We start from the raw sequence: 11,630 nt of genomic DNA, 5'->3' as shown, positions 1-11,630 counted from the left end.
AGTTAACAGTCCTCCCCTGGGTCTCGCCGGGGCGTGTGCCCGGTGTGATCCAGTCGATGCTGGAGATGGCGCCTGCCTTCGTCTTGCCTGAGCGACGCGAGCGATCTTACCCCCGATCAGTCAGGCGCCGACCCCAGAAGTACCCGACCAAGAGAAATGCCAGTCAGCGTTAACTGACTGGCATTAGGGCATATGCTCGACTTTTTTATGGATTAATGGCTGACGCGCTGCGCTAGACTGATACATATTGAAACAATACCGTCGCCGTTCGAGGACCCTCTGTGCGCCAAGCCGGTGTCTCGCTGATCGAATCGCTCATCGCCTTGTTACTGATCAGTATCGCCCTGCTCGGCATCGCCGGCTTGCAGCTGGTGACGCTGCAGGACGCCCGCGACGCGCGCTGGCGGGGCGAGGCGACGTCGCTGGCTGCCGCCGCGCTGGAGCGCATGCGCGCCAGCCCCGACCAGGCCGGCGCTTTCGTGATCGACTACGTCGACAATACCTTCCCCAACTGCGGCGGGGGCGGGGGTATCTGCGGCGGCATGAATAACTGGTTGAGCGAGGTTCAGCGCATGCCCAACGGGGGCGCGAAGATCGCCGTGACCAAGGATGGCGACATGGAACGGGTGACGATCTCGCTGCGCTGGCGTCAGCAGCCCCCCGAGGCTGGCGATCCCCTGCCGACCTGCGGCACCGATGCCGCCTCGGGCGGCTGCGTGATGCTGGAAACGCGCCTATGACGCGTCCCGCCCTGCCCAACGTAACCACCGCCGGCAAGCGCCAGTCGGGGGTAGGGCTGGTCGAGCTGATGATCTCGATCGCCATCGGCCTGGTGCTCGTGGCGCTAGTGACCAGTTACTACCTTTCCAGCCGCCAGAGCTACCAGACCACGGTGGTCTCGAGCGAGTTGACCGACACCCAGCGCTACGCCATGCAGCAGCTTCGCCGACAACTGATGCTGGCGGGCTACAGCGATTCGTGGATGCATCAGGAAACCGTCTTTCCCGGTGGCGGCGGCAACGGCATGCCCACTTTCCCGGCTGGCGCGATCGTCGCCAGCGACAAGCCAGGCGAGCTCTGGCTGCGCATGCAGGGCGCGGCGCTGGCCGACCAGAAGACCCGGGCCTGCAACAATCAACAGATCACCAAGAACGACGAAATCGCCCTGATACGCCTGTTCGTCAATGGCGATACGCTGGAATGCGAAACCCGCTTCGCTGGCAACCCGCCGCCGAGCCCCCTGCTGGACGGCGTCGAGGCCATCGCCTTCAGCTATCTCGACGACTCCGACGATTTCAAGACTTACGACAACTCGGTCGACTGGCCATCCGTGCGGGCGATCCAGGTGGATTTGCTGATTCGCAGCGCGACCCCGACCTACGACGCCCCTATCCAGCAGTCATTCCAGTGGCCGGGAGGCGCAAGCAAGGCGTTCACGGATCGCTATATGCGCTCGCGCATTACGCGCATCGTGACGCTGCGCAACGCGGACGAAAGCGAATGAGCGTGCCAAGTCACAATCAATCGGGTATGGCGCTGCTGGTGACGCTGGTATTGATCGCCCTGATGTCGTTGCTGGCATTTTCAGGCAGCGAGAATACGCGACTGCAGCAGCGCCTGGCGAGCAACGACCAAGCCGCGCAGATCGCGTTCCAGGCGGCCGAGGCTGCGCTCAAGGAGGCGGTGGACCAAATCACCTCGGCGCCCCAGATGGCCAGCTTCTGCAAAGGGAATGCCGACCGTCCGACGATCGATAGCTTGCAGGCGCTCAATACCGACGATGCGCTTCAGGTCCTGGCGACCCATGGGGCCGCTGTCGCCTTCAGGGTGGGCGATGCCAATGGCGAGCACCTGACTCTAAGCGCGCAGCCACGCTACGTGATCAGTTGCGTCGACGAGGACGCCATCGAGGATTACACCCCGCCGCAGAGCATGGTCGAAGGCAAGAACGAGAGCGCAGCCGACGGCTACCATTTCTTCCGTATTTACGCTCAGGGCTTCGGGCCCCAGGGCAAGATTTCTCGCCTGATCGAGGCCCGCTATGTTTTCTGACGATCAATTGTCGAGCTCCTCGTCCGTCAAGGCCGGCCATTTACGGCTGTTTCTGCAAACGATCGTCCTCATGATCGTGCTGGGTCACATGCTCAGCGCCCCCGCCTGGGCAGGCTATCCTTTTCCCTGGATCGATACCGGAGAGGACGAAGATAGGGGCGACGGCGCCTCCGATAAGGAACAAGGTGATCAAGACGGCCAGGATGACAGCGGGCAGGTGCCGGATGAAGGCGAGGGCGACGAATCCACCGACAATGGCGAGAGCGGTTCGGACAGTGGCACTGGTGGCGGCGGTTCGGGGGGCGATGGTGGCACCACCGCGGGTGACGAGGAGGTAGTCGAGGAATATCCCGAGGTGCCTTACCAGACGCCGCCGAATGCCCAGGCGGACGTCGTGCCGCAGAGCATGATCGTCATGTCCAACGATCATCAACTGTTCTTCAAGGCCTACACTGACTGGAACGACATCGACGGTGACGGCGTCATCGACGATACCTACAAGAAGGCCATCCGCTACTACGGCTATTTCGACAGCGCGTCCTGCTATGACTACGATGCGAGCCTGGCCGGCGGCGCATTCAAGATAAGCAGCGATGCCAAGGATGACTATACCTGCCCGGGCAACTCGGAGTGGAGCGGCAACTTCCTGAACTGGGTCTCCATGACCCGGATGGATGTGGTCCGCAAGGTGCTGTATGGCGGTAAGCGCCATCGCGACAATGCCTCCGACACGACGCTGCTCGAACGGGCCTACTTGCCCTACGATGCCCACTCCTTCGTCAAGGTCGTCAGAGACAACCAGATCCTCAACAAGAACACTCCCTATAACGGCAAGGGTTCCGTCTCGTTCTGCAATACCACGGGCTACAGCGGAACCGGCCAGTCGAAATCGGTCGACAAGCCGCCGTTGTTGCGTATTGCCGCAGGGGAGTGGCCCAACTGGGCGGCCAACGAGCGTTGGCAATGTATCTGGCGCAATGAACGGAGCGAAGGCTACCAAGACAAGCGGCCCGCAGTGGGCGAGAGCAGTACCGAGCTCAAGGTGCGGGTCGAGGTCTGCCGGGATGCCGGCAACGGTTGCCGACGATATCCGGACTCGGACTACCCCAAGCCCATCGGGCTGCTCCACGAGTATGCCGACAGTATCGATTTCGGCTTGATGTCGGGGTCCTACGCCTACAACCTCAGTGGCGGCGTCCTGCGCGCCAACATGCGCAGCTTCAACGAGGAGGTCGACGCCAACACCGGCGTCTTCGAGTCCTCGGTCGCCGGTATCGTCAGCAATCTCGACGCCTTTCGCATCTCACGCTATAGCTATTCCGACGGCACCTATAACGACGACGAATGCCCCTTCGGCAAGAAGTTGAGTGACATCGGCGGTGGCGACTGTTCTAGCTGGGGCAACCCGCTGGCCGAGATCACTGCCGAGGCGTTGCGCTACATGACAGGTGCTTCGGAGCCTAGCAAGGACTTCAGCGTAGGTACCAGCACAGGCGCGGATGACTATGTCGAAGGTGATTTCGTCGAGTGGTTGACTTCGCCGGCATGGGACAACGATGGCGAGGCCAACTGGTGTGCGGCGCATGCCATGATCCTGATGAACTCGAGCGAGGTGTCCTTCGACAGCGATCAACTCGGGGTATTGTCGCTGCTCGATGGCGGGAGCGTGAAAGCTTGGACCAATCAGGTCGCCAGCGAGGAGGGGATCCAGGGACACTATTTCATCGGCGAGACACAGAGCAACACCGATGGCCTGTGCACCGCCAAGACCATCGGCTCGAACACCTTCGGCGAAGCCAAGGGTATCTGCCCGGGAGCTCCGGGACTCAAGGGCAGCTACAACGTGGCCGGACTCGCCAAGTACGCCCACGAGAAATCGGTGATTCGCAGCCCCGATGGCACCGAAGGCAGCTCTGTCGATACCTATGCAGTGCGACTGTCCGTCAACACACCGATCATCGATCTCGGGCGGGTCAAGATCGTACCGGCTTGCGAGAACGTCACCGACGGCGGAAAGTGCGCAATCGTCGACTTTCGGCCGACCTCGATTGGCGACGACTCCGGTGAGTTCGAGATCACCTGGGAGGTGGCCGAATTCGGTGGCGACTACGACTCGGATATCGAGCTGGATTTCAGTTATGTTCTGAACGATGGGCGACTGACTATCACCACCGATGTCACCGACGACTCTTCCAGTCGCAGGACCGGAGTTGGCTATATTCTCAGCGGAACCTCGGGACGTTACGATCCCAATAACCCTAATAGAATCATCGACTTGACCAGCGATGGCTTCGTGGCGCATTCGGGGATCGACGGTTACAGCGGGTCGCTATGCAATAACTGCGTTGCCGGCAATGCCGCGACCTCGCAGAGTTACCGGGTCTCCGCATCATCCGGCGCCTCGACGCTCGAGCCGCCACTCTACTACGCGGCGAAGTACGGCAATGCCAAGGGGCTCGACGCCTACTTCGAGGTCAATCGGGTCGACGAGCTCGCCGGCGCCCTGCGTGATGTCCTCGATCAGGTGCTGCGCAGTTCCAACCGGACTGGCGCCGGCCTGGGCCACAGTGCCAACGTCGATAATTACGTCTTTCAGACGCTCTACAATAATCAGATCAGCTGGTCCGGCGACCTGGTTGCCCTGAAAACATCATCTTCCGGTGTCGACGACAGCGACTATGAGTGGAGTGCACGTGAAGAGCTGCCGGCGCCAGCTGACCGGACCGTCATCACCTTCGATGCTTCGAGCGGGAGCGGGGTCCCTTTCGCGTCGACTGAACTTCCGGATGGCCTCCCGGAGGCGGGTAATCTCGTTGCCTATCTGCGCGGCGATTCTGCCCAGGAGCAGCGTAAGGGTGGCAACTATCGCGATCGGTTATGGCCGCCGGGCAAAGACCCCGCTCCGCTTGGCGACATCATCGATTCCAAGCCTTTCGTGGTCGGTAAACCAGACAGCTATTACGTACCCAGCAGTGCCGAGGATATAGGCTACCTGACGTTCGTCAACAATCATCGTTCGCGCCAGGCGATGGTCTATGTCGGCGCCAACGACGGTATGCTGCACGGCTTCGCGGCCGATACGGGGGTGGAAAGACTCGCGTACGTGCCCGGGATGCTGCTCGATGACCTGCCCGAACTTGCCAGCCCCGACTATGTACATCGCTTCTACGTCGATGGCAGCCCCACCGTGCTCGACGCCTGCTGGGGCACCGGCAACAATTGCAACTGGCATTCCGTGCTCGCCAGCGGCCTGGGCGCGGGGGGGCGTGGACTGTTCGCGCTCGATGTCACTGATCCCAAGACCTTCAGCGAGACCAACGCCGATGACCTGGCCCTGTTCGAATACAGTCCCTCGATAGAGCAGGCGCTGTTCGGGCCTCGCGGCGGCCGTGGTGAGGGCGGAGAGGACGAAGGTGAAGGCGGGAGCGTTACCGGCGAGGCGCTGCATCTCGGTCATGTCTACGGGCGGCCCAGCATCGTGCAACTGGAAAACAGAAAATATGCCGTCGTCTTCGGCAATGGGTATTTCAGTCCCTCCGACAAGGCGGCACTGTACATCATCTATCTTGATGGCGTGGCCGACGGCAGCATCTCCATGGATGATGTGGTGCGTCTGGTTCCCCAAGCGAGTGCCAATGGCGGGCAGAACGGCCTGTCGACAGTCTCGCTGGTCGATCGCGACGAGGACGGCCGCATGGATGTGGCCTATGGCGGCGATCTCCAGGGGAATCTCTGGCGTTTCGACTTGAGCAGCGACGACGACAGCCAGTGGCAGAATAACATCACTCGCCTTTTCGCCGCGAAACAGAGCGGAACCAACCAGGTGATCACCACGGCGGTGGATGTGGGGCGTCACCCGGAGGGTGGGCTGATGGTGTTCTTCGGTACCGGCAGCCGCCCGGGGCGCTCGCTGCAGACGTCGCAGGGGCGAGGCGTCGGTGACAGCTTCTATGCCATTCGCGACAAGGGAGGAAGCGCTTCGAATGCATCCCCGCTGACGCGCGGCGACCTTCAGGAGCGTAGCCTTGCGACCAGCACGGAAGGCAGCAGCACCCTGCGTTATTTTTCGAGCATAAGCGGTGGCACATTGATGCCGGAGTGGGGCTGGTACATGGATTTTCCCGATGACGAGCGGGTGATCGACACGCCGGTCCTCTATGGCGAGGATATTATCTTCTCTTCGTTGATACCCGGTCAGGGCATGTGCGGGGCCGAGGACAGCGGTTATCTCTACGAACTTTCCGCCTTCGACGGCATGCCTCCCGCGTCACCTGCGCTTGATGTCAACGGCGACGGTCTGCTGAATGACGATGATCGGGTCGACGATGCCGGCGGCCATGAGAACGTGGTGCCTGTGGGTGTAAAAACGCAAGGCGCTCTATATACGCCGGTCATCGACACCAACCTCGAGGCCAATACCGAGAACAAGATCTCGGTGAGCACCGGGGCGCAGACCCAGACGTTTCAAGGACCCCCGCTCAATCCGCTGAAACTGGGACGTGCATCATGGCGCGAGTTGGAGAATTGATGAACAAGCAGCGCGGCTTTTCACTCATCGAGCTGATGATCGTGGTGGCGATCATCGCCATTCTGGCGGGAATCGCCTGGCCCTCCTACGAGCGCTACGTGGACCGCTCCTATCGCGCTCAGGCACAGGCGTCGATGCACGAGATGGCTCAGCGCCTGGAACGCTACTACAGCCAGACCTACAATTACGGCACCGATGGAAGCGACCAGACACCATCGGCCATGACGCCGGCGTTATCGCCTGATGCCATCCCCAGTTCCGGCACCCAGCGCTATGCATTGAGTGTCACGGTGTCCGGCAATGGCAATAACTTCACCATTACCGCCACGCCGAGCAATGCCCAAGCCGATGACCCGTGCGGGACCTTGACGCTGGGACAGGATGGCACCCAGACGGCAGCTGCAAACGACTGCTGGGATTAGCAACTGGCGTTGTCATTGCGGGTACGGCGTGCCCGCCCGGGGCTGACTATGATCTGGCGTGCATTGCCACTGTTCAGGTCGGGGTGACATAGGTCGAAGGTACCCGCCGCCGTGGTGAACCCCGAAGGGTTGTAACTGAAGCCATTGGCCTGGTCGGTGCTATTGGTACTGATCCTTACCGGGCCGGTGCTGGCGGGGTAGCGACGAATTAACGCTTCGCCAACATTCAAGGTGGAATCGTCGTTCTCGTCCACGAACATCATCCAGCGATCCTGCCAGTTATTCGTACACGTGCTGTCGTCCTTGGTCGGGCAGAGATGGACCTCGACCCGCCGTTTTGCGGCCTCGAGCCGCGTTGCGGAAATCGCCTGCCACAGGCGGTCGGCCTGGCGGTCGAGGGCGTTGCGTGCGGCCAGCTGCGAGAAGCTCGGTACGGCCCAGCCGGCGAGGATGCCGATGATCGCGATCACCACCAGCAGTTCGATCAGGGTAAAGCCTCGGGTGCGGGACGCGCTCATGCGGACGATGCTCACTGCATTAGAATGGGGCTCCTCGAAGCTTCCGGGAAACGGTCCCGCGCATCAAGCGTCCCGTCAGCTTTTGTAACCAACGCAGCCAGGAGGCTTCCGTGTGACTGCCAGCCACTTTCATTTCGAACACGCCGACTTTCTAATCATCGGCGGCGGCGTCATCGGCATGATGACCGCGCTGCAACTGGCCGACGCCGGCCAGCGGGTGACATTGATCGAACGCGGTCGCTGCGGTCAGGAGGCGTCCTGGGCGGGGGGCGGCATCGTCTCGCCATTGTATCCCTGGCGTTACGGGGCGTCGGTCTCGGCATTGTCGCGCTGGTCGGAGGGTTTCTACCCCGAGCTGTCGCTGCGCCTGCTGGAAGAAACCGGCATCGACCCCGAGTATCGCCAGCGGGGGCTGCTCTACCTGCGGGTCGACGACGAGGCGCGGGCGCTCGACTGGGCGCGCGAGCTCGGCAAGCCGCTGGAACGTGTCGATGGGTCATTCATCTACCGCAAGGAACCCAATGCCGCGCCGGGTTTCGATCAGGCGCTGTGGATGCCGACCCTGGGCAGCATCCGCAATCCGCGTCTGGTTCAGGCGTTGCGGGCACGGCTGGCGGCGATGCCGCGGGTTACCCTGCGCGAGGGGATGGCGATGGAGCGGTTGCTCGTCGAGGGCGAGCGACTCCGCGGCGTGCAGGCCGGCGGCGAGCGTATCCTGGCCGAGCGCGTGGTCGTCTGCGGCGGAGCCTGGAGTGCCGGGTTGCTCGAGGGTATCGGTTGCACGTTGGCGGTGCGTCCGGTGAAGGGCCAGATGATCCTGTTCCGCGCGCCGCCCGGGCTGGTCGAGCGGGTGGTGCTGCTCGATGGGCGCTATGTGATTCCGCGGGGCGATGGGCGGGTGCTGGCCGGTTCGACACTGGAGGAAACCGGCTTCGACAAGGCCACCAGCGCCGCCGCGCGGGAGTCGTTGTGGACCAGTGCGACACGCATCGTGCCGGCGCTGGCCGATTGCCGGGTCGAACATCACTGGGCCGGGCTGCGACCAGGCTCGCCCGACGGCGTGCCGATGATCGGTGAGGTGCCGGGCGTTGCGGGGCTCTACGTCAACGCCGGCCACTACCGCAACGGGCTGGTCTTGGCGCCGGCGGCGACGCGACTACTGGTCGACGAGATGCTGGGCCGTGAGCCGATCGTCGATCCGGCTCCCTATCGTCTGATTGATTCCCGTTAAAAGATTCGGTGTAAGTCACAAGCCGGCTTCCCTCTGATGACGGATGGCCAACACCACGATAGTGTCACCGTCGATGCGGTATCGAGCGACATAGCCACTATCGCCGAACTCAATCAGCCAGTCCCGATATTCCTCGGGCAAGTCGTCAATGAGGCGTCCGATACGTGGCAGCTCTCCGAGTGCCTGGGCGCCCTGAATGATGGCCTTTGCGGCCCGCTCGGCCGCCGCTGGGTGTTTCGGCCGCAGGAACTCGCGTAGCCGCTCCAGGTTCTGGACCGCTGCCGGGGCGAAGATCACTCGTGACATGTTGGTGCTGGTAGTTCGTTATCCGATCCCCAACTGGCCAACCACTGCTCCACTTCTTCAGCGGTCGCGTGCATGCCGGTGGTTTGGTAGTCCTCCCAGGCCTTGAGCGTGTCCTGCTTGAAGGCCTCGCGTCTTTCCTCGCGCTCCACATACTGCTCAATGGCCTCGCGCATTAGCCAGTGCGCCGAGCGCCGGCGAGCGTCGGCCAAGTGCTGGACACGACCTTTCAGATCGTCGTCGAGTTTGATGGACGTTGGTGTTGCCATGCTGCCTCCGTAGTAAGAGGTAATACCCTTAACTACTGTAGGCTGATCAGGGCCTGGGGTCGATAGCGCTGGCATCCGGTACGAGATCGAGCATCACTGTACCTGGCTGCGGTTGCTCGTGGCTTAGGCTGCATAGAAACACGCCTCAGGAGGGCGTCTGCTCCTCGAGGAAGCGCGCGTGATGGTCGTCGGAGCAGAACCACAGCTGGTCGCGGCGCACGGCATCGGCCTCGGGCAGGTGCACGCGGCAATAGGCGCAACGCACCATCTGGGCGTCCTCGACACGACGCGGCGCGTCCTGCTCGAGTTTCCACTCACGGTACATTCGGTAGAGCTTGAGGCCGGCCCAGAACAGCACCGCGAAGATGATCAGGCGGATGAGCAAGAGGTTCATTCCTTGGGGTCTCCCCTGGCGGGCTGGCGGGTGCTTTGCACGCGACAGTCCTTGCGGGACAATGAAGGCATGGGGGTAGTGTAATGGCAGCGCCATGGCTCGCCAATCGTGCCCCGCCCCATTTCTGGCCCAGACACAGCGAGGAGCGTCGCTCATGCAAGACCTGACCCTGGTAATGGCCCAGCTGGACCCGCTGGTGGGCGATATACCCGGCAATGCCGAGCGCGCCATCGAGGCCGTGCGCGAAGCGCGCATCGAGCACAAGGCTGACGTCGTCGTCTTTCCCGAGCTGTTCCTGACCGGCTATCCGCCCGAGGACCTGCTGTTTCGCGAATCGATGGAGACGCGACTCGAGGCGGCGCGCGCGCGGATGGCGCAGAAGGTGGCCAGGGACGTGATGGTGGTGATCGGTTATCCCGGTCATCGCGCCAGCGGCTATCACAATCTGGCCGGCGTGCTCTACAACGGCGAATGGCTGGGTGAGTACGCCAAGCAGGCGCTGCCCAATTACCAGGTCTTCGACGAGCGGCGCTATTTCACGCCGGGCGATGCGCCGCTGGTCGTCGAGCATGGTGGCGCCAGGCTCGGCATCCTAGTCTGCGAGGACCTGTGGGATGGCTCGCCGGCGCGCCAGTGCCGCGAGGCCGGCGCCGACATGCTGGTCACCCTCAATGCCTCGCCCTATCACCAGAACAAGCCCGCCGAGCGCCTGGCGCTGTTCGCCGAGAGGGCCCGCGAGGTGCAGCGCCCGGTGGTCTACGTCAACCAGATCGGTGGCCAGGACGAACTGGTCTTCGACGGTGGATCGCTGGTGGTCGACGCAGCCGGCGCGCTGCGCGTGCGCGCGCCGCACTGGCAGGTCGGGTTGATGCCGGTGCGCTTCGTCAACCGGGACGGGCAGTGGGTGCCGGAGGCCGGCGAGATCGAGGGGCTGCCCGAGGTCGAGGACAATCTCTACTGCGCGCTGGTCACCGGCCTGCGCGACTACGTCAACAAGAGCGGCTTCCAGGGCGTGGTGCTGGGACTGTCGGGGGGCATAGACTCGGCGCTGTCGCTGGCGATCGCCGTCGATGCGCTGGGCCCCGAGCGCGTCCAGGCGGTGATGATGCCGTACCACTACACGGCGCAGATCTCGCGCGACGATGCCGCCGAACAGGCGCGGTTGCTCGGCGTGCACTACGAGTCGCTGCCGATCGCCTCGATGGTCGAGGCGGCCAACGCCACGCTGGCCGAGAGCTTCGCCGGCGCGGCGCAGGACACCACCGAGGAAAACCTGCAGTCGCGCTGTCGCGGCGTGCTGTTGATGGCGATCTCCAACAAGAAGGGCCTGATGGTGCTGACCACCGGCAACAAGAGCGAGATGGCGGTGGGCTACGCCACGCTCTACGGTGACATGGTCGGCGGTTACAACGCCCTCAAGGACGTCTACAAGACCTGGGTCTACCGCCTGGCGCGCTGGCGCAACACCCAGGGCCTGGCGATCCCCGAACGGGTGATCACCCGCCCGCCGTCGGCCGAACTGGCCCCCGACCAGCAGGACAGCGATTCGCTGCCCGGCTACGACACCCTCGATGCGATCCTCGAGCGCTACATCGAGCGGGACATGAGCGCCGAGGCCATCATTGCGGCGGGGTTCGCCAGCGAGGATGTCTACAAGGTGGTCAAGCTGGTCGACCGCAGCGAATACAAGCGCCGCCAGGCGCCGGTCGGCGTGCGGGTTACCTTGCGTGGCTTCGGGCGCGACCGGCGCTACCCGATCGTCAATGGCTGGCAGCCGGGGGAATAATTCAGCTACGAGCTACGAGCTACGAGCTACGAGCTACGAGCTACGAAAAGCAAGACACCGCCGCTGGAAACATCCTGCGGCGGTGTCTTTTATCATGAAGGGCCAATCTTGCTGCCGAAGCCCGAAG

The 11,630-nt window shown here is 62.9% G+C and carries 11 protein-coding genes and 1 pseudogene; 8 read left to right on the top strand and 4 right to left on the bottom strand.

The genetic code is table 11. The features are described 5' to 3' along the window. From HR9077_RS22225 to HR9077_RS15795, 6 genes and pseudogenes are all read left to right on the top strand, one after another. Positions 1-173 (top strand): annotated as a pseudogene (locus HR9077_RS22225) (IS4 family transposase); the annotation flags it as partial. Positions 174-281: 108 nt separating this feature from the next. After that, positions 282-740, top strand: a complete 459-nt coding sequence (gene pilV, locus HR9077_RS15815; RefSeq protein WP_136068005.1) for a type IV pilus modification protein PilV — start codon at positions 282-284, stop codon at positions 738-740. Continuing rightward, complete coding sequence (locus HR9077_RS15810) at positions 737-1,504, top strand: PilW family protein (RefSeq protein ID WP_136068003.1); 768 nt, start codon at positions 737-739, stop codon at positions 1,502-1,504. Before pilV ends, HR9077_RS15810 begins: the two co-directional genes overlap by 4 nt. Before the next feature lie 26 nt (positions 1,505-1,530). Beyond that, the gene (locus HR9077_RS15805) at positions 1,531-2,052 is read left to right on the top strand and encodes a pilus assembly PilX family protein (protein ID WP_168380972.1); all 522 of its coding nucleotides are present in this window, start codon (positions 1,531-1,533) and stop codon (positions 2,050-2,052) included. Positions 2,053-2,122: 70 nt separating this feature from the next. Then, positions 2,123-6,580, top strand: a complete 4,458-nt coding sequence (locus HR9077_RS15800; protein ID WP_168380971.1) for a pilus assembly protein — start codon at positions 2,123-2,125, stop codon at positions 6,578-6,580. Beyond that, positions 6,580-7,002, top strand: a complete 423-nt coding sequence (locus HR9077_RS15795; protein WP_136067997.1) for a type IV pilin protein — start codon at positions 6,580-6,582, stop codon at positions 7,000-7,002. The genes HR9077_RS15800 and HR9077_RS15795 overlap by 1 nt, the downstream gene beginning before the upstream one ends. On the opposite strand, the gene HR9077_RS22035 is transcribed toward HR9077_RS15795, so the two are convergent. Continuing rightward, positions 6,999-7,520, bottom strand: coding sequence for a GspH/FimT family pseudopilin (locus HR9077_RS22035; protein ID WP_136068009.1), 522 nt, complete (start codon positions 7,518-7,520; stop codon positions 6,999-7,001). The two genes, HR9077_RS15795 and HR9077_RS22035, sit on opposite strands and share 4 nt — an antisense overlap. 178 nt (positions 7,521-7,698) lie before the next feature. On the opposite strand from HR9077_RS22035, the gene thiO reads away from it, so the two are divergent. Further along, positions 7,699-8,751, top strand: coding sequence for a glycine oxidase ThiO (thiO, locus tag HR9077_RS15785; RefSeq protein ID WP_136068007.1), 1,053 nt, complete (start codon positions 7,699-7,701; stop codon positions 8,749-8,751). 15 nt (positions 8,752-8,766) lie between these two features. On the opposite strand, the gene HR9077_RS15780 is transcribed toward thiO, so the two are convergent. From HR9077_RS15780 to HR9077_RS15770, 3 genes are all read right to left on the bottom strand, one after another. Then, positions 8,767-9,057: a type II toxin-antitoxin system RelE/ParE family toxin gene (locus HR9077_RS15780; RefSeq protein ID WP_136067995.1), complete on the bottom strand. Its 291-nt coding sequence runs from the start codon at positions 9,055-9,057 to the stop codon at positions 8,767-8,769. After that, positions 9,045-9,323, bottom strand: coding sequence for a CopG family ribbon-helix-helix protein (locus HR9077_RS15775; RefSeq protein WP_136067993.1), 279 nt, complete (start codon positions 9,321-9,323; stop codon positions 9,045-9,047). The genes HR9077_RS15780 and HR9077_RS15775 overlap by 13 nt, the downstream gene beginning before the upstream one ends. A 145-nt stretch (positions 9,324-9,468) precedes the next feature. Beyond that, positions 9,469-9,717 (bottom strand): PP0621 family protein, encoded by a 249-nt coding sequence (locus tag HR9077_RS15770; protein WP_136067991.1) that lies wholly within the window; start codon positions 9,715-9,717, stop codon positions 9,469-9,471. A gap of 154 nt (positions 9,718-9,871) precedes the next feature. Here HR9077_RS15770 and HR9077_RS15765 point away from each other — a divergent pair, with 154 nt between their 5' ends. Next, positions 9,872-11,503 carry an NAD+ synthase gene (locus tag HR9077_RS15765; RefSeq protein ID WP_136067989.1) on the top strand — a complete coding sequence of 544 codons (1,632 nt, stop codon included), beginning with the start codon at positions 9,872-9,874 and terminating at the stop codon, positions 11,501-11,503. Positions 11,504-11,630 lie beyond the last annotated feature (127 nt).

The sequence above is a fragment of the Modicisalibacter radicis genome (assembly GCF_900961225.1).
Classification (GTDB): Bacteria; Pseudomonadota; Gammaproteobacteria; order Pseudomonadales; family Halomonadaceae; genus Modicisalibacter.
Note: the sequence above shows the minus strand (reverse complement) of the source record. Positions and strands in the feature narration are given on the sequence as shown.

Bases quoted from the DNA above. Each gene is read 5' to 3' on its own strand.
- HR9077_RS15810 (WP_136068003.1), top strand. From the start codon at position 737: ATGACGCGTCCCGCCCTGCCCAACGTAACCACCGCCGGCAAGCGCCAG.
- HR9077_RS15805 (WP_168380972.1), top strand. From the start codon at position 1,531: ATGGCGCTGCTGGTGACGCTGGTATTGATCGCCCTGATGTCGTTGCTG.
- HR9077_RS15800 (WP_168380971.1), top strand. From the start codon at position 2,123: ATGATCGTGCTGGGTCACATGCTCAGCGCCCCCGCCTGGGCAGGCTAT.
- HR9077_RS15795 (WP_136067997.1), top strand. From the start codon at position 6,580: ATGAACAAGCAGCGCGGCTTTTCACTCATCGAGCTGATGATCGTGGTG.
- HR9077_RS22035 (WP_136068009.1), bottom strand. From the start codon at position 7,520: ATGAGCGCGTCCCGCACCCGAGGCTTTACCCTGATCGAACTGCTGGTG.
- thiO (WP_136068007.1), top strand. From the start codon at position 7,699: ATGATGACCGCGCTGCAACTGGCCGACGCCGGCCAGCGGGTGACATTG.
- HR9077_RS15780 (WP_136067995.1), bottom strand. From the start codon at position 9,057: ATGTCACGAGTGATCTTCGCCCCGGCAGCGGTCCAGAACCTGGAGCGG.
- HR9077_RS15775 (WP_136067993.1), bottom strand. From the start codon at position 9,323: ATGGCAACACCAACGTCCATCAAACTCGACGACGATCTGAAAGGTCGT.
- HR9077_RS15770 (WP_136067991.1), bottom strand. From the start codon at position 9,717: ATGAACCTCTTGCTCATCCGCCTGATCATCTTCGCGGTGCTGTTCTGG.
- HR9077_RS15765 (WP_136067989.1), top strand. From the start codon at position 9,872: ATGCAAGACCTGACCCTGGTAATGGCCCAGCTGGACCCGCTGGTGGGC.